General features: G+C 64.6%; 16 protein-coding genes. 12 read left to right on the forward strand and 4 right to left on the reverse strand.

Annotated features, from left to right (window positions below; translation table 11 throughout):
• The first annotated feature begins 59 nt into the window (after positions 1–59).
• A complete protein-coding gene (locus ACE04A_RS28520; protein WP_485820758.1) occupies positions 60–1,028 on the forward strand; it encodes a D-2-hydroxyacid dehydrogenase family protein in 969 nt (322 codons plus the stop codon).
• A 72-nt stretch (positions 1,029–1,100) separates the two neighbouring features.
• On the opposite strand, the gene ttcA is transcribed toward ACE04A_RS28520, so the two are convergent.
• Both ttcA and folB read right to left on the reverse strand, forming a co-directional pair.
• Positions 1,101–2,090: a tRNA 2-thiocytidine(32) synthetase TtcA gene (gene ttcA, locus ACE04A_RS28525; RefSeq protein ID WP_448716957.1), complete on the reverse strand. Its 990-nt coding sequence runs from the start codon at positions 2,088–2,090 to the stop codon at positions 1,101–1,103.
• A gap of 2 nt (positions 2,091–2,092) precedes the next feature.
• Complete coding sequence (gene folB / locus ACE04A_RS28530; protein WP_050446785.1) at positions 2,093–2,452, reverse strand: dihydroneopterin aldolase; 360 nt, start codon at positions 2,450–2,452, stop codon at positions 2,093–2,095.
• A gap of 123 nt (positions 2,453–2,575) precedes the next feature.
• On the opposite strand from folB, the gene ACE04A_RS28535 reads away from it, so the two are divergent.
• The 9 genes from ACE04A_RS28535 (at position 2,576) to ACE04A_RS28575 (ending at position 12,047) form a co-directional block, all read left to right on the forward strand.
• A complete protein-coding gene (locus ACE04A_RS28535; RefSeq protein ID WP_448716958.1) occupies positions 2,576–3,478 on the forward strand; it encodes an NAD(P)/FAD-dependent oxidoreductase in 903 nt (300 codons plus the stop codon).
• 161 nt (positions 3,479–3,639) lie between these two features.
• Entirely contained in the window at positions 3,640–4,608 is a 969-nt protein-coding gene (locus ACE04A_RS28540) for a Bug family tripartite tricarboxylate transporter substrate binding protein (RefSeq protein ID WP_448716959.1), read from the forward strand.
• Entirely contained in the window at positions 4,609–5,274 is a 666-nt protein-coding gene (locus ACE04A_RS28545) for a 3-oxoacid CoA-transferase subunit A (protein WP_127183253.1), read from the forward strand.
• Between the two features lies 1 nt (position 5,275).
• Positions 5,276–6,022 (forward strand): 3-oxoacid CoA-transferase subunit B, encoded by a 747-nt coding sequence (locus tag ACE04A_RS28550; protein WP_448716960.1) that lies wholly within the window; start codon positions 5,276–5,278, stop codon positions 6,020–6,022.
• Positions 6,023–6,057: 35 nt separating this feature from the next.
• Positions 6,058–7,020 (forward strand): Bug family tripartite tricarboxylate transporter substrate binding protein, encoded by a 963-nt coding sequence (locus ACE04A_RS28555; protein ID WP_279993736.1) that lies wholly within the window; start codon positions 6,058–6,060, stop codon positions 7,018–7,020.
• Between the two features lie 152 nt (positions 7,021–7,172).
• Complete coding sequence (locus tag ACE04A_RS28560) at positions 7,173–7,718, forward strand: fimbrial protein (protein WP_259252824.1); 546 nt, start codon at positions 7,173–7,175, stop codon at positions 7,716–7,718.
• Complete coding sequence (locus tag ACE04A_RS28565) at positions 7,715–8,512, forward strand: fimbria/pilus periplasmic chaperone (RefSeq protein ID WP_448716961.1); 798 nt, start codon at positions 7,715–7,717, stop codon at positions 8,510–8,512. Before ACE04A_RS28560 ends, ACE04A_RS28565 begins: the two co-directional genes overlap by 4 nt.
• A gap of 8 nt (positions 8,513–8,520) precedes the next feature.
• On the forward strand, positions 8,521–11,097 hold the full coding sequence (locus ACE04A_RS28570; RefSeq protein ID WP_485820759.1) for a fimbria/pilus outer membrane usher protein: 2,577 nt from the start codon (positions 8,521–8,523) through the stop codon (positions 11,095–11,097).
• Positions 11,094–12,047: a fimbrial protein gene (locus ACE04A_RS28575; protein WP_448716963.1), complete on the forward strand. Its 954-nt coding sequence runs from the start codon at positions 11,094–11,096 to the stop codon at positions 12,045–12,047. Before ACE04A_RS28570 ends, ACE04A_RS28575 begins: the two co-directional genes overlap by 4 nt.
• Positions 12,048–12,122: 75 nt before the next feature.
• On the opposite strand, the gene ACE04A_RS28580 is transcribed toward ACE04A_RS28575, so the two are convergent.
• Positions 12,123–13,895, reverse strand: a complete 1,773-nt coding sequence (locus ACE04A_RS28580; protein ID WP_448716964.1) for a M61 family metallopeptidase — start codon at positions 13,893–13,895, stop codon at positions 12,123–12,125.
• A gap of 39 nt (positions 13,896–13,934) precedes the next feature.
• Here ACE04A_RS28580 and ACE04A_RS28585 point away from each other — a divergent pair, with 39 nt between their 5' ends.
• Positions 13,935–14,711 carry an enoyl-CoA hydratase gene (locus tag ACE04A_RS28585; protein ID WP_050446775.1) on the forward strand — a complete coding sequence of 259 codons (777 nt, stop codon included), beginning with the start codon at positions 13,935–13,937 and terminating at the stop codon, positions 14,709–14,711.
• Here the strand turns inward: ACE04A_RS28585 and ACE04A_RS28590 are convergent.
• Positions 14,698–14,877 (reverse strand): hypothetical protein, encoded by a 180-nt coding sequence (locus tag ACE04A_RS28590; RefSeq protein ID WP_279993742.1) that lies wholly within the window; start codon positions 14,875–14,877, stop codon positions 14,698–14,700. The genes ACE04A_RS28585 and ACE04A_RS28590 overlap by 14 nt on opposite strands.
• Before the next feature lie 87 nt (positions 14,878–14,964).
• On the opposite strand from ACE04A_RS28590, the gene ACE04A_RS28595 reads away from it, so the two are divergent.
• Entirely contained in the window at positions 14,965–16,518 is a 1,554-nt protein-coding gene (locus ACE04A_RS28595; RefSeq protein WP_259252829.1) for a DUF1254 domain-containing protein, read from the forward strand.
• Positions 16,519–16,621 lie beyond the last annotated feature (103 nt).

A 16,621-nucleotide genomic window follows, 5' to 3' on the forward strand; every position in this document is an offset into this window, starting at 1 on the left:
GCTGGTCGCGCCGGCCGGGTGGCTGGCGCGATTGCCGCCTAGCCACCCGGAGACCTCACTTGAAAATCGCAATACTCGACGATTACCACGACGTAGCACGGCGCTATGCGGATTGGACCTCGCTGGGCGGTGACGCCGAGGTGCAGATCTTCAATAACTTCATTCCGGCGGAACAGGTCGAGGCCACGCTCGAACCCTTCGACGTGATCGTGGCGATGCGCGAACGCACGCCATTCCCCGCCGAACGCATCCGCGCCTTGCCCCGCCTGCGGCTCTTGATCACCACCGGCATGCGCAACAACGCCATCGACATGCAAGCCTGCACGGACCAAGGCATAGTCGTGTGCGGCGCGCCGGGCCGCGCCCACGCCAATACCGCCACGGCCGAGCTGGCCTGGGCGCATATCCTCGGCCTGTTCAAGCACCTGACCACGGAAGACGCGGCCATGCGGCGCGGCATGTGGCAAACCGCCATGCCCGAACCCTTGGCCGGCAAGCGGCTGGGCGTGGTGGGCCTGGGCAAGCTGGGCGCCGCCGTGGCCAAGGTGGGCCTGGCGTTCGGCATGGATGTGGTGGCCTGGAGCCCCAACCTTACCGACGAACGCGCCGAGGCCGCGGGCGTGACGCGGGTCGACAAGCACGAACTTTTTTCCACGTCCGACGTGGTCAGCCTGCACCTGATTCTGTCCGACCGCAGCCGCCACGTGGTGGACGCCGCGGCCTTGGCCGCCATGAAGCCGACCGCCTATCTGGTGAACACGTCGCGCGCCGGGCTGGTGGACAACGAGGCCTTGATGGACGCGCTGGTGAAGTTCCGCATCGCGGGCGCGGGGCTGGACGTGTACCCCGAAGAGCCGCTGTCGCCGACGGACACCGTGCGTGACCTGGACAACGTGATCCTGACCCCGCACCTGGGCTATGTCAGCCGCGAGAATTTCGAGGCGTTCTACCAGAACGCGCTGGACGCCGTGAAGGCGTTTCAGGCGGGCAAGCCGATTCGCGTCTTGAACGCATCGCCGGCGGCGTGATCGCAGGCGCGCCGATAAGCGCGCCTGTTCATGAAACTGCCCAGGCCACTGCCTGGGCAACTACCCGGGCAACTACCCGCGCGTGAACATCACCTTTTTCTCGACGATGCCGCTGGCGTCGGTCGACGCTTCGGGCGTGTCGCCGCAAGCCTCGTCCGCGTTGTCGTCCGGATCCACCGCGTCAAACGCCGTGTCGCCATTCGCGTCCGGCACGCCGGTGGGCTTCAAGCCGACAAAGTCGAACAGCTCGCGGTCCATCAAGTGCGACGGCACCACGCGCGACAAGGCGTTGAACACGTTCCACGAACGGCCGGGATGCTGCTTGTCCCAGTCCTTGATCATCCGGCCCACTTCCTTGCGCTTCAGGTTTTCCTGCGAGCCGCAGAGGTTGCACGGAATGATGGGGAATTGCTTCAACTCCGCATAGGCGATCAGGTCCGTTTCGGCCACATAGGCCAGCGGACGGATCACCGTGTGGCGGCCGTCGTCCGACACCAGTTTGGGCGGCATGCCCTTGGCCTTGCCGCCATAGAACAGGTTCAGGAAGAACGTGGCCAGGATGTCGTCGCGGTGGTGGCCAAGCGCGATCTTGGTGGCGCCCAGTTCCGAGGCGACGCGGTACAGAATGCCGCGGCGCAAGCGCGAACAGAGCGAGCACATCGTCTTGCCTTCTTCCAGCACGCGCGTGACGATGGAATACGTGTCCTGCGTCTCGATGTGGAAGGGCACGCCCAGGTCTTTCAGGTACTGGGGCAGGATGTGGTCGGGAAAGCCCGGCTGCTTCTGGTCCAGGTTGACGGCGATCAGTTCAAACTTGAACGGCGCGCGTTTCTGCAGTTGCAGCAGGATGTCCAGCATTGCATAGGAATCCTTGCCGCCCGACAGGCAGACCATCACGCGGTCGCCTTCTTCAATCATGTTGTAGTCGGACAGGGCGCGCGTCGTTTCGCGGGCCAGGCGCTTGGTCAGCTTGTTGCCTTCGTGGCGGGCCTTTTCCTCGGCCTCGGTACGATAGCGGACCTCGGGGGAGCGGACGGCGGGGGGCGGAGCAATATCGTTCATGGTCAACGCGTGATCTGGATTTCCACGCCTACCGCCGCGCAGTCGGAAAAGGCCATGGGCTTGCTGATGCGCAAGCGCAACGAGCGGATTTCCTGGAAGTCGGCCAATAGGCGCGCGGCGACTTGTTCGGACAGGGTTTCGATCAGGTTCACATGCGCCTGCGTGCATTCCTCGACGATGGCCTCGCGCAGACGGCGGTAGTCCAGCACGCTGTGGATATCGTGGTCGTCGACCGAGCGATGGATGTCCACGTCGAACTCGGCGTCGACATGCAGGGGCTGGGTGGCGCGGCGCTCGTGTTCGAGGATGCCGATGCGGGCGTCGAGCGCAAGCCCGGAAAGGATGATGCGACGTGTGGGCATGGTGAAAACCTGGGTGGGACAGCCGGAATTGTAAGGGGACGGCGGATCGGGGGCGGCGCGCTGGCTACAATTCAGCCACGTCCGTGCGCCCGTGAGGCGCCGGCGCGGTCAATAAGGGTTCAAATGCAACAAATGCACGATGCGGTCATTGTAGGCGGCGGCCCGGCCGGCGCGTCCTGCGCCCTGTGGCTGGCCAGGCTTGGTTTGTCCCCAATATTAATTGAGGCCAGCGCCCGCCTGGGCGGCCTGGCTCAGGACAACCCCTTCGCCGACGACTGGATCGCGGTGCTGCCTGGCGTGACCGGGCAACAGGTGGCTGACAACATCGACGCCAGCGTGCGCGCGGCCCAGGTGCCGCTGCGCATGGAAACCCGTGTCGTCGGCGTGGTGCCCTGCAAAGGCGGCATTGAAGCCAGCTTGGTCGGTGCGGACGGCAACCAGACGCAGGTGCGCGGCCGCACGCTGGTGATTGCGTCCGGCGTGCGCGCCAAGGGTTTGCCGGATCATCCCTTGGGCGCGTCATGGCCCGGCGTGCTGATCGGCCCGGGCTCGCCCATCGTCGCGCAGGACTATTCCGGTTTGTCGGTGGCGGTGCTGGGCGGGGGCGACAACGCCTTCGAAAACTACGTCTATGTGCGCAACCGGGGCGCCCGCACCGTGCATCTGTATGCCCGCAGCGTGCGCGCCCAGCAGCAATGGGTTACCCGCGCCGGCCGCGAAGGCGTGCGCATCGGCCCCTACACGGTGGACCCCGCCAGCCGCAGTGTCGATGGCCGGCAGTACGACTTGATCCTGGTGTTCTATGGCTGGGAACCGCAGGCCGGTTTTGCCGACAGCCTGCAACTGGCCCGCGACGAGCGCGGCTATATCCGCACTGACTTCGCCACCGCCGAAACCAGCGTGCCGGACATTTATGCCATCGGTGAAGTCGCCCACCGCATGCATCCGTGCGTGGTGACGTCGATGGCGGATGGCGTGGTGGCGGCCAAGGCCATCCAGCGCCGCTGGGAACGCGCGGGCGACTAAGTCCCCGCGCGGCTGCGTCGCAGCCCAAGCCCATTGGCTCGCACGCCCGGCGTTCAGCCCAGGCGAAGCCTGCCCTCCAGATTGCAGAATTGGCATTTGCCCGCGCGGCGCACACACTTGCCCCACAAGTTGGTCACCCATGACCGCGTTCGGAGACAAGCATGTTGCAAGCGCATCGCTGGCTGGCCGCGGGCGTGATGGCGGCCGCCATTGCCAGCCCCGTCCACGCCGCCTGGCCGGAACGGCCCATCACCCTGATCATTCCGGCTGCCCCTGGCGGCACCACCGACATTTCCGCGCGGCTGATCGCCGACAAAATGGCCGCCAAGCTGGGCCAGCAGGTCATCGTGGAAAACCGCGCGGGCGCGGCCGGCATCATCGGCGCGCAGGCCTTGGCGCGGTCCAAGCCCGACGGCTATACCCTGCTGATGGGCAACATTGGCCCCAACGCCATCAACTACGCCCTGTACAAGACACTGCCCTACAAGCCGACCGATTTTGCGCCCGTGACGCTGGTGATCTCGGTGCCCAACGTGCTGGTCGTCAACGAAGCGTCACCCGCCCGCAGCGTGAAGGACTTGCTGGCCGAGGCCAGGCGCGACCCGTCCCAGGTGTCGTTCGGCAGTTCCGGCGCGGGCCAATCGCCGCACCTGTCGGCCGAACTCTTCAAGCAGCGCGCGGGCATCGCGGGCACGCATGTTCCCTACAAAGGGGCCGGCCCCGCCGTGGCCGCGCTGCTGGGCCAGCAGTTCACCTTCATGATCGACAACCTGCCCAGCTCGATGCCATTCATCCAGTCCGGCAAGCTGCGCGCGCTGGCCGTCACCAGTGACACCAGGCTGGCCGAGCTGCCGGACGTGCCCACCATGGCCGAGGCGGGCGTCAAGGACATGGTGGTCACGGCGTGGTTCGGCTTGATAGCCCCGGCCGGCACGCCCGAGGACGTGGTCGGCAAGCTGTACGCCGCCGCGCGCGACGTGGTGCGCAGCCCCGACATCAGCGGCCGCTTCAAGGCCATGGGCGGGCAGGCGGGCGGCAATACCCCCGCCGAGTTCACGGCCTTCATCGACCAGGAGCGCGCCCGCTGGAAGCAGATTGTGGATACGGCCGGCCTGGCCCGGGAGCAATAAATGATCGACAAGATTCAAGCCTCCATGGCCGAGGCCGTGGCCGTGATTCCCGACGGCGCGTCCGTGCTGGTCGGCGGCTTTGGCGAAGCGGGCGTGCCGTACGAGCTGCTGCAATGCCTGGCGGATGCCGGGCGGCGCGACCTGACCATCATTTCCAACAACGCCGGCACGTTCGAACGCGGCATCGCTGCATTGCTGATCCGCAAGCAGGTCAGGAAGATCATCTGCTCGCATCCGCGCCCGCCCAATTCCGATGCCTTCGCTCGCGCCTACCGGGCCGGCGAGGTCGAATTGGAATGCGTGCCCCAAGGCACGCTGGCCGAGCGCCTGCGCGCGGCGGGCGCAGGGTTGGGACCGTTTTTCACGCCCACCGGCTACGGCACGGAACTGGCCGAGGGCCGCCGCCAGGAAGTGATCGACGGCGTGGGCTACGTGCTGGAACAGCCGCTGCGCGCCGACTTCGCGCTGATCCGCGCGCATCTGGGCGACCGCTGGGGCAACCTGATGTACCGGCACGCGGCGCGCAACTTCAACCCGGTCATGTGCATGGCCTCGGGCCACGCCATTGCGCAGGTGGACGAGGTGGTGCCGCTGGGCACCTTCGTGCCGGAACAGGTGATGACGCAGGGCATCTTCGTGAAAGCCGTGGTGCGGGTGGAGGCCTGACATGCAAGACGCGAACAGCACGAACAGCACCAACAACGCCGCGAACAACGCGCAGGACGTCAAGGGCTTGACCCGGCAACAGATTGCGCAATTGCTGGCCAGTGATATCCCGGACGGCTCCATCGTGAACCTGGGCATCGGCATGCCAACGCTTGTGGGCGACTATCTTCCGCCCGACAAAGACATCCTGCTGCACAGCGAAAACGGCATCCTGGGCATGGGCCCCGCCGCCAGCGGCAAGGACGTGGACCCGGACCTCATCAACGCCAGCCGCCAGCCCATTACCTTGTTGGGTGGCGCGTCCATTACCGAACACACGGTGTCGTTCGCGATGATGCGCGGTGGCCATCTGGACTACGCCGTATTGGGCGCGTTCCAGGTGTCGGAAAAGGGTGACCTGGCCAATTGGAAAACGGACGCGGCCGACGCCATACCCGCCGTGGGCGGCGCCATGGATCTGGCCGTGGGCGCCAAGCAGGTGCTGGTCACCATGGAGCACCGCGGCCGCGACGGCACGCCAAAGGTGCTGCGCCAATGCACCTATCCGCTGACGGGCAAGGGCGTGGTGACGCGCATCTATACCGACCTGGCGGTGATCGACGTAACGCCGGATGGGCTGGCCGTCTACGCCATGGTCGACGGCGTCGACGCCACCTTTCTGCGTTCCGTTACCGACGCACCCCTGAACTTTCCGGCGACGCCACGCGCGATCGTCCTGGACCCGGCCGGCGCGCCGCGCTACGCCTGATTGTTAGCGCCCGGCCCGGGCCAAGGAGACCGTTGATGATCCGTTCCCTGTTCGCCGCAGCCTCGCTCTGCCTGGCGTCTTTGGGCGTCGCGCAAGCCGCGCCCACGTATCCCGACAAGCCCGTCACCTTGCTGATTCCATACCCGCCCGGTGGCAGCGCCGACATGCTGGCGCGCCCCTTGGGGGCGGAACTGCAAAAGAAATGGGGCCAGCCCGTGGTGCTGGAATACAAGCCCGGCGCGGGTGGGGCGATCGCCTCGGCGCAACTGGCTCGCGCCAAGCCCGATGGCTACACCCTGCTGATGGTGCTGGCGGCCCACGCCATCAACCCCAGCCTGTACCCGTCTCTGCCCTACGACACACGGAAGGATTTCGCGCCGGTCTCGCTGGTGGCCACCTTGCCGATGCTGGTGGCCGCGCCCCTGGGCACGCCGGCCAACAACATTGCCGAGCTGATCGCCTACGGCAAAAGCCATCCCGGCAAGCTCAGCTTTGCGTCGGCCGGCAACGGCAACACCAGCCATCTGGCCGCCGAGATGTTCAAGAGCCAGACGGGCGCCGACATGATGCACGTGCCCTACAAAGGCAGCGGCCCGGCCGTGGTGGCGCTGTTGGGCGGCGAGGTCTCGTTGATGTTCGACAGCATTTCCACCTCGCTGCCGCAGGTGCAGGCCGGCAAGTTGAAGGCGCTTGCGGTGACGGGCGAACGCCGTTCACCCCTGCTGCCCGATGTGCCGACCGTGGCCGAAACCGTGCCCGGCTTTGTGGTGAACGGCTGGTACGGCGTGTTGGCGCCGGCGGGCACGCCGCCCGCCGTGGTCAATACCCTAAGCCGCGACATCGCCGACGCCGTGGCGGTGCCCGCCTTGAAGCAGCAACTGATGGGCTATGGGTATGAAACCGTCGGGTCCACGCCGGAAGCTTTCGCCAGCCATATTGATCGCGAACTGGATACGTGGAAGCAGGCGGTTGAGCAGTCGGGCGCCAAGGTGAATTGACGCCTGTCGTTCACCAGCAGGATATGTGGCGCGGCAACATCATTACTTTCCCTGCGCGTTTCCTTTAAGAACTTTCTCGTATTTCCTGCCAAGCGAAATCGAAACAATGACTGCCATCCCTCATTTGGGACAACAGGCATTCGGAGATTTCGGTGAATAAGAAGATTGTTGCGGCAAGTTTGGCCTTCTCGTCCCTGCTGTTGTGCGGCAGCGCGATGGCAGCGGATGTGAAGTTGGTGTTCAAGGGCGAGGTGTCTCCGTCCACCTGCGCAATCGTTGGAGACAATGGTAGTGGCGAATACGTCATGGCAGTCGAACTGCCCACCGTCAGCACTCGCGCATTGGCCAAGCAGAACGATGTGGCCGGCCGCAAGCCGATCGAGTTGAAGCTGACCGGCTGCTCGGGCAGCAAGGTCACCACGCGCTTTAACAGCGGTTCGAGCGTCGATCCCATCACGGGCGCCTTGATCACCCCGGCTGCGTCAATCAACGGCGAGACGCCGTCAAATGCACAAGTCCAACTGCTGAACAGCAAATACCAGCCCATCAATCTGTCCGACAACTCTGGCACTGAAGCCGTCAGCATCGAGGGCAATGCCGCGAAGATTGAGTTCTACGCGCAGTACCTGGCGGCCACCGCCAACACCACGCCCGGCCCGGTCCAGACCGAAGTCCTGCTGGACCTGATCTACGAATGAAGCCGATCCCCCTTGAGCGCATGCTCGGGGGGCTTTCGGACCACGCAAGCCGGGCCACGCTTCGCCGCTTCTGCGCGTTGCTGTGCCTGGCTTGCGCTTTCCTGCTGCCCCCTGCCGCCCAATCCAATGTGGTGATCGGTGGTACGCGCATCATCTATCCCGCCGCAGAACGCGAAGTCACATTGCGCCTGACCAATGAAGGCGGCAAGCCGGCGCTGGTGCAGGCCTGGATAGACGACGGCGACCTGGATTCAAACCCCGACGAAACCGACGTGCCCTTCGTGATCACGCCGCCGCTGGCGCGTGTCAATCCGCGCACGGGGCAGACGCTGCGCATTGCCTATATTCCCCAGCCTGGCGTTGCGACGGATCGCGAATCCGTGTTCTGGTTGAATGTGCTGGACGTTCCGCCCCTGCCGTCCGCGCAGGTTGCGAACCACATGCAATTGGCTTTCCGCAGCCGCATCAAACTGTTCTTCCGCCCCGCCGGCCTGCCCGGCTCGCCCCGCCAGGCCGCCGAGCGCCTGAATTGGCGCGTGGTGGCCACCAGCAAGGGCGCGGCGCTGCAAGTGCGCAATGACAGCGCATTCCATGTGTCGCTGACCGCTGTGACCGTGCAGCTTGGCAATGGACGTGACGTTACCGTGCCCGCTCAAATGTTGTCGCCACTATCCGTGACGGATCTGGGTCTTGGAAAATTGTCGAGTGCGGCGGGCGCCAAGGGCGCCGTGGCGTTTGAATGGATCAATGACTATGGCGCCGCCGAGCGGCGCGAAAGTCCGCTTGAACCGTAGGCCGCGCCGTGTCTCGTCACGTACGGTTGAGCAGCGCATTCCTGTTTTTTTCCGGTTTGCTCAGCGCCACGCTCCAAGCGCAGGAACCCGTTGAGTTCAATCCTGCGTTCTTTGGTGGACGCAACGGGAAAGCGGTCGATTTGTCGCGCTTTCAAGGCGGCAATGCCCTGACGCCCGGGGTCTATCAACTGGACCTGTACCTGAACGGCAACCACGCCGGGCGGCAGCAGGTCCGGGTGCGCGCGGCTGATTCGGCCACCACGCTTGCCACCACCGCGGCGCATGCCGACGCCCAACCCTGCCTACCCATGAAGGTGTATGAGCGGATCGGCGTCAACATCCCGCTGCTGAATGCGGAGCAGGCCGTGTCAGTGTCCGACGAACAATGCGTGGGGCTGGACGGCCTGCCGCCTTCCAGCCGCTTTGATGTGGACATGTCAGAGCTGCGCGCCGATCTTTCCATTCCGCAGATCTACCTGAAGTCGGTGGTGCGCGGCTATGTTCCGCCCGAAGAATGGGACGCGGGCATCGACGCCGGTTTTCTGGGGTACGGCATCAACCTGTCATCCAACCGCTTTGGCAACCGCACCGAGCGCCAGTTCTTCAGCAGTGCAAACGCGGGCTTGAATCTGGGCGACTGGCGCTTTCGGCACAACGGGTCGTTCAGCTATACCGATCGGCCGGGCGCTATCCAGCGCAGTCGTTATCAGGCGTTAAGCAGCTATGCGCAGCGTGATGTGACCGCGGCCAGCGCCCAGCTGACGCTGGGGCAGTTCTACACGCCCGGCAATCTTTTTGACAGCGTGCCGTACACGGGCGTCCAACTCAGCAGCGACGAACGCATGCTGCCGGATTCGATGCGCGGTTTTGCGCCGGTGGTGCGTGGCGTGGCCGATACCACGGCCAAGGTCAGCGTGCGCCAGGGCGCCAACCTGTTGTATGAAACGACCGTGTCGCCCGGGCCTTTTGCCATCGATGATCTTTACAACACCGGTTACGCCGGGGATCTTGACGTGACCATCACCGAAGCGGACGGGCGAACCAAACAGTTTGTGGTGCCCTATGCGTCGGTGGCTCAGTTGTTGCGCCCGGGTAGTTCGCGTTTCAGCGTGACGGGCGGACGGTATCGCGATGACACCCTGGATGCACCGCCCGCATTCGTGCAGGGAACGTATCAGCGCGGGCTGTCCGATACGGTGACGGGCTACGGCGGCGCCATCGCGGCGCAGCAGTATCGGGCGATGCAGGGCGGCGTCGCGTTGAGTACGCCGCTGGGCGCGTTGGCGGCCGACCTGACGCAGTCGCACGCCACAACAAAATCAACGCGCAACCCGGCTAGCGGGCGCAGTGTGCGGCTGAGCTATAGCAAGCTGGTGGAGCCTACATCGACGAACTTCAGCGTGGTGGCGTATCGGTTTTCCAGCGAAGGCTATCTGAGCCTTGGCGAATTTGCACGCCTGCGCGAATCGCGCGGCACGGTGGCATATGGTGGCAAGGAGCGCAGCCGCCTCCAGTTCAACGTCAGCCAACCCCTGGGCGAAGGCTACGGGCACGTGACGCTGGCCGGGGTGGCGCAGAACTACTGGAACCGCCACCAAAGCCGCGATACCAGCTACTACGCCGGCTACTCCAATGGCTACGCTTGGGGCAGCGTCAATATCAGCGTGTCGCGTACGCGGGACCAGGGCGGCCGCTTCGGCAACCAGTATCTGCTTAGCCTCAACCTGCCATTGGGGCGTGGGCCGAACTCGGCGTATCTCAGTACATCGTTGAACCTTGAAGGCAACGGCAAGCGCAGCACCAACGCGTCGGTCAGCGGATCCGCCGGGGATAGCGGGCAGTTCGGCTACAACGTGTACGGAACGTATAACCGCACCGACGGCCAAGGCAGCCGCAACCAGGGCGGCAGCTTGCGCTATGACACGGCACACGCGAACTACACCTTGTCGGGCAGCGGCGGCAGCGGCTATCGACAGTTCGGCGCAGGCATGCGCGGCACCTTGATCGCCCACGCGGGAGGCATCAACGCGACCCAGGCGCAGGGCGAGACGATGGCGGTGCTTGAAGCGCCCGATGCCTACGGCGCGGGAATCGTGTCGGGCTCGCGCGGGCGCATCGGCAGTAATGGTTATGGCGTCATGGCGGGCCTGATGCCGTACCGCCGCAACGAGGTCGCGCTGGATCCCAAGGGCACGTCACGTGATGTCGAACTGGAAATCACGTCGCAGCAGGTGGCCCCGCGCGCGGGGGCGGTTGTGTTGTTGCGTTACCCCACCGTGGCGGGTCGGCCGATCTTGTTGAAACTGGTGCGTGACCACGGTGCAACCATACCCATGGGCGCGGAAGTCATCATCCCGGGTATCGATGCCGTCACGCTGGTGGGCCAGGGTGGCCGGGCCTTTGTGCGCGGCTTGCAGGGGCAAGGGCAGTTGGCGGTCAGGTGGGGAGAAGGGGCCGACCAGCAATGCCAGGCCATCTATCAGGTGGACGAGCAGGCGGCGTCCGAAGACGCGCATTACTACCCGCAGTTGGAGTTGTCGTGCACGTCCGTCCAGCAATTTTCCCCACAGGATTCGGCATCATGAAAATAACGTTGCGACTGACGGTTTTTGGGTTCGCCCTGCTGATGTCGGCGGGACGCCCGGTTTGGGCGAAATGTACCGGAATGTCCCTGACGACGACCATTACCGCGCAGCACTTGAAAGAAATGAAGCCACCGCGCGACGCGGCGATAGGCAGCACGATCTACAAGAAAACGATCAACGAGGGTACTGCCTATCTCTATTGCAACACCGTAGGCGAGCGGTTCGAGTATGGTTTGCAGGCGGGTGCGAAAGCGGTGCCGGGCTACAAAAACGTGTATGAGAGTGGCATTCCGGGCATTGGTATGCGCATATTCTGGACGCACGAAGGGGGTGTGTATATGAACTACCCCCGATATGGTTTTAAGCTCGGAAACTTCCAGTATTCCCCGCCGCAGCATTTCGAGTTCGAACTCATCAAGATCGGCCCCATCAAATCCGGCGTGTCCTTCGCGCATCGCGCTGATGTTTATTACGGCGCGCTGCGCAGCAATATGGTGCTCTTCAGCAACGTGGCTTACGAGGCCAACAGCAGCGGCTGTACGGTGGTCGACGGGCAATTGATAGAGGTAGAACTTCTTACGATCAACAACCGTCACCTGGGTCATCGCGGCGCCACGGCCGCGGACAAGGCGTTTAACATCAAGCTGGACTGCGATCAAGGCGTCAAGGTGGCCTATCGGATTGATGCGGACGGCACGCCGGAACACGTCATCAAGAACGCCCAAGGGGGCGATATGGCGCGGGGCGTCGGCGTGCAATTGCTGCAGGGCGATCTCGGCAGCAATGTCGTCCAACCGCTTGCGATCCGTACTGAATTCACAACCACCGTGACGACGGTCGACAAGGAAAGGCTGACCATTCCGCTGGTAGCGCGCTACTACCAGACCGACGACACCCTGGTGGCGGGAAAAATCAATGCCACGGCCACCGTGACGCTGTTCTACGAATAGGGATCGGTGGCCAGGGCAGTGATTGGGGGAGGGCCAGTGACCGGAGCGGGCCGATAACACGGCCCGCCCACTTTCCTACACCGTCAGCACGCAGTCCAGCGCTTCGGGTGCGTTCAGCTTGACGCGGAACGCGCGCAGCTCGTCGCGCCGGAACACGTGCACCGTCACGCGGTCGCCCGGCAGATATTGCGACAGCAGCATATCCAGGCCAGCCGGCGATTCCACGCGCAGCCCGTCCAGCGCCACCAGCACATCGCCCGCTGACAACCCACCCTTGTGGCCCGCGCCGCCTTCCAGCACCGTGGCGAGCGTCACCGTGTCACCTTGCTTGCGGGGGCGTACATCCAGAGTCGGAATGTTCATGGCCGTCTTCCATTGCAGCGTGATGCCTTGATCGGCCAGCAGTTCAGCCAAGGGCACATCCGCCGTGCCGTAGGCATGGCGCGCGATGAAGCGGCGGGTGTCGACGCCGGTGGCTTCCCGGATCAGCTCGGGTAGCGCGTCTTCGGGCAGGCCTTGCGGCTTGCCTTGATAAAAGTCGCGACCGTAGCGGGTCCAAAGCAAACGCATCACGTCGTCCAGCGAATGCGCGTTGGCGCTTTCGCGGCGGATCAACAAGTCCAGCCCCAATGCCACCAGCGCGCCCTTGGTGTAATAGCTGACCAGCGCGTTCGGCGAATTCTCATCCTGCTTGTAATAGCGGGTCCAGGCGTCGAACGAGCTTTCCGCCACCGATTGCTTGGCGCGGCCCGGGGTGCGGGCCACGCTGGTAATGGTCTTGGCCAGCAAGCGCAGATATTCCGTCTGCGTGATGACGCCGGAACGCAGCAGCAGCAAGTCGTCGTAATAAGACGTGAAGCCTTCGAACACCCACAACAGGCGGGTCAGATCGGGTTGCTCCAGATGGTAAGGGGCAAAGGCCTGCGGCTTGATGCGCTTGACGTTCCAGGTGTGAAAGTACTCATGGCTGACCAGGCCGAGGAACCCGCGATAGCCTTCGCCCTGGCCTTGCTGGCCCAGCACGGGCAGGTCCTTGCGCGCCGTCATCAGCGCGGTGCTGGCGCGATGCTCCAGGCCGCCGTAGCCGTCGCCCGTGATCATCGTCATGAAGACGTAGCGGTTGGAACTGTCCAGGAAGGGCGCGCGCTTGGTGCGCGGTTCGAAGAATTCAATCTGCGTGTCGCAAATTTTCTTCACGTCGGCCGCGATGCGCGCCAGGTCCAGATTGGGGGCGACGCCGGTGAAGACCAATTCGTGCTCGGCGCCGTGGGACGTAAAGCGGGCAACCTGCGGCGTGCCCATTTCCACCGGATGATCGATCAGCGCATCGTAGTCGGGCGCCTGATACAGGCCGAAGCCGTGGCGCCGTGCCGCGCCGCGCTGGCCCGCGGCTTCGGGCAAGCTGGTGTAGACCTTCCAGCCGTCGATGCCGCGCGGGGGAGCAAGGTCCACCAGGCAGGGCAGGTGATCTTGCCCATGCACACGCAGGAACACGCTGGTGCCATTGAAGAAGCCGTGGGTTTCGTCCAGGTGCGCGCCGCGTACCGACAAGTCCCAGGCATACACCACGTACTCCACTCGCAGCGGGCCGTCGGTGGGGGCGACCTGCCAGGTGTGGTTGTCGATCTTGTCGACCATCACGCGGCGCGAGCCCGCGTGGGCCGTTACGGATTCGATCTGGCGCGAGAAGTCGCGGATCAGGTAGCTGCCCGGAATCCAGGCCGGCAAAGACAGGCGCTGACCGTCGGGCGAGGGCGTGTCGATCGTTAGGGTTATCCGGTAGCGGTGTCCGGCCGGGTCATGGGGCGTCAGGCGGTAAAGTACGGGGCAAGCGTTGTCTTTTTTCATGCTCGTATCTTATTTCATACTTCCTACTGGAGACATTCAATGAGCGAGTCGTTTGTACTGGTCGAAACCCGGGGCCGCGTCGGTCTGCTGACGCTGAACCGCCCCAAGGCGCTCAACGCGCTGAACGATCAACTGATGGATGAGCTCGGCGCGGCGCTGCTGGCGTTCGAGGACAACGCCGACATCGGCTGCGTGGTCATCACCGGCAGCGAAAAGGCGTTTGCCGCGGGCGCGGACATCGGCGCCATGAAAGACTGGTCGTACATGGACGTGTACGGCAGCGAATACATCACCCGCAACTGGGAAACCCTGAAGCGCATTCGCAAGCCCGTGATCGCCGCCGTGGCCGGCTACGCCTTGGGCGGCGGTTGCGAACTGGCCATGATGTGCGACATCATCATCGCCGCCGACACCGCCAAGTTCGGCCAGCCCGAAATCAAGCTGGGCGTGATTCCCGGCGCGGGCGGCACGCAGCGCCTGCCGCGCGCGGTGGGCAAGGCCAAGGCCATGGACCTGGCCCTGACCGCCCGCATGATGGGCGCCGAAGAAGCCGAACGCGCCGGCCTGGTGTCGCGCGTGGTCGCCGCCGACAAGCTGATGGAAGAAGCGCTGGACGCCGCCACCGTCATCGCGTCGATGTCTTTGCCGTCCGTCATGATGGCCAAGGAATGCGTGAACCGCGCGTTCGAAGGGTCCTTGAACGAAGGCCTGTTGTTCGAGCGCCGGGTGTTCCATTCCCTGTTCGCCACGGAAGACCAGAAGGAAGGGATGGCCGCATTTACCGAAAAGCGCAAACCGGACTTCAAACACCGTTAAGGCTTGTTACTGCCGCAAAACGCTTGCGGATCTGTCGCAGAAAGCCCAGCGCGCCGACTCCGGCGCGCTTTTTCATGGGCGCGAGGGTGTTGCACGGCCGTTGCGCCTTGAAACGTCTGGGCAGCACCTTGTTGCAGGCTTCTTCCCTATGCTGGTTAAGCGTCATCAAGAGGTGCCGCGCCAGAGCGGCTTGCCCCACTGGCAAGTCCCGCGCGGCGGCTCGCTAGCAAACAAAATCAAGAAGGAGCCTTGCATGCGTACATTTATTGCTCGCCGCCGGTGGTCCACCGCGGTGCTTGCCGGTGCCTTGAGCGCCTGCGCCATGACCGCCACCCAGGCTCAAGCGCCGCAGTCCACGCTGCGGCTGGTCTCTGAAACGCCGTATCCGGCGTCGTCCGCGCCCGCCCCGCAAATGAGCGAACAGGAACTGCGCGACACGGCGATCGACGCCTACGTCTACGCCTATCCGATGGTGCTGATGGAACTGGCGCGCCGCAAGGCCACCGCCGTACAGACGCCTCTGGATGGCCGCGCGCCGGTCAACCAGTTCGGCCACAAGACCGCTTTCCCGGATCCGCGCGCCGCCGATACCCCCTGGCCCAGCGCCGACGCGCTGTATTCCAGCCTGTGGTTCGACGTGTCGCAAGCGCCCTTGATCGTGAACCTGCCTGATACCGGCGGCCGCTATTCGGTGCTGTCGGCGCTGGATATGTGGAGCGACGTGTTCGCCTCGCGCGGCACGCGCACCAACGGATCCGGCGCGCAGTCGTTCGCCATCGTCGGCCCCAACTGGCAGGGCAGCGTGCCCGCCGGTGTCGACGTCATCCACAGCCCTACCTCCACGGGTTGGCTGATCGGCTGGACGCAGGCCAAGGGCCCGCAGGACTATGCCGCCGTCAATCAGATCCAGGCAGGCATGACGGCATCGCCGATGATGGCGCCGATGGCCGCGACCCCGTCATCGCGCAACCGCAACGCCGGCAACGCGTATCCGCAAACCGGCTCGCGCGTGGGCTCGGCGCCCATCGGCAGCGGCTTGCCCATGCCGATGCCGGTGACGGTGCCCGACGGCACGCCGGCCGAACAAGCCGCCAGCATGGACGCGGCCTCGTTCTTCACGCTGTTCTTTGATGTGATGCGCAACAACCCGCCGCACGCCAACGACACCCCGATTCTTGACCGCATGCGCCGCATCGGCCTGGATAGCCGTCAACCGTTCTCGTACGGACGCCTTAGCCCGGCCGTGCAGCAGGCGCTGGCCGACGCGCAGCCGATGGCGGGCCGCCGCATTGCGGATGGAGTGTCGCGCCTGGGCACGCCGATCAATAACTGGAATACCGTGCTGTCGGGCATCGGCACCTATGGCACCGACTATTCGCGCCGCGCCGCGATTGCCTATGCGGGCTTGGGCGCGCCCACGCCGGAAGACGTGCTGTATCCGGTGACCATGTCGGACTCCAAGGGTCGCCAGCTCGATTCGAACGAAGACTACGTGCTGCATTTCGACAAGGGCCAACTGCCGCCGGCCAATGCGTTCTGGTCGTTGCATGTCTATAACGACAAGCATGGCTTTGCTGAAAACCCCGCCAACCGCTACGCGCTGCGCAGCACCGACGACCTGAAGTACAACGACGATGGTTCGCTGGACATCTACATCCAGCGCCGGGATCCGGGTGACAGGAAGCGTTCGAACTGGGTCAGCACGCCGGCCGCCGACGGCAAGTTCCTGTTGAGCATGCGTCTGTATTGGCCGCAGGACACGGCGTTGGACGGCCTGTGGGCCCCGCCGCCCGTCAAGGAAGACTGATCTTCGGCGTGGGTTAGCACCGCCCACCGGAACCAAAAGCGGCCCTTCGATGTAGGGCCGCTTTTTTCGTGCCGAGGCCGCGCGCTGCGCAAGGCGTGCGCAG

The sequence above is a fragment of the Achromobacter colocynthidis genome (assembly GCF_057334535.1).

Excerpts from the sequence above, each read along its gene's own strand:
- ACE04A_RS28540 (WP_448716959.1), top strand. The coding sequence starts at position 3,640 with ATGTTGCAAGCGCATCGCTGGCTGGCCGCGGGCGTGATGGCGGCCGCC.
- ACE04A_RS28575 (WP_448716963.1), top strand. The coding sequence starts at position 11,094 with ATGAAAATAACGTTGCGACTGACGGTTTTTGGGTTCGCCCTGCTGATG.
- ACE04A_RS28535 (WP_448716958.1), top strand. The coding sequence starts at position 2,576 with ATGCAACAAATGCACGATGCGGTCATTGTAGGCGGCGGCCCGGCCGGC.
- ACE04A_RS28585 (WP_050446775.1), top strand. The coding sequence starts at position 13,935 with ATGAGCGAGTCGTTTGTACTGGTCGAAACCCGGGGCCGCGTCGGTCTG.
- ttcA (WP_448716957.1), bottom strand. The coding sequence starts at position 2,090 with ATGAACGATATTGCTCCGCCCCCCGCCGTCCGCTCCCCCGAGGTCCGC.
- ACE04A_RS28555 (WP_279993736.1), top strand. The coding sequence starts at position 6,058 with ATGATCCGTTCCCTGTTCGCCGCAGCCTCGCTCTGCCTGGCGTCTTTG.
- ACE04A_RS28580 (WP_448716964.1), bottom strand. The coding sequence starts at position 13,895 with ATGAAAAAAGACAACGCTTGCCCCGTACTTTACCGCCTGACGCCCCAT.
- ACE04A_RS28565 (WP_448716961.1), top strand. The coding sequence starts at position 7,715 with ATGAAGCCGATCCCCCTTGAGCGCATGCTCGGGGGGCTTTCGGACCAC.
- folB (WP_050446785.1), bottom strand. The coding sequence starts at position 2,452 with ATGCCCACACGTCGCATCATCCTTTCCGGGCTTGCGCTCGACGCCCGC.
- ACE04A_RS28590 (WP_279993742.1), bottom strand. The coding sequence starts at position 14,877 with ATGACGCTTAACCAGCATAGGGAAGAAGCCTGCAACAAGGTGCTGCCC.
- ACE04A_RS28545 (WP_127183253.1), top strand. The coding sequence starts at position 4,609 with ATGATCGACAAGATTCAAGCCTCCATGGCCGAGGCCGTGGCCGTGATT.
- ACE04A_RS28550 (WP_448716960.1), top strand. The coding sequence starts at position 5,276 with ATGCAAGACGCGAACAGCACGAACAGCACCAACAACGCCGCGAACAAC.
- ACE04A_RS28595 (WP_259252829.1), top strand. The coding sequence starts at position 14,965 with ATGCGTACATTTATTGCTCGCCGCCGGTGGTCCACCGCGGTGCTTGCC.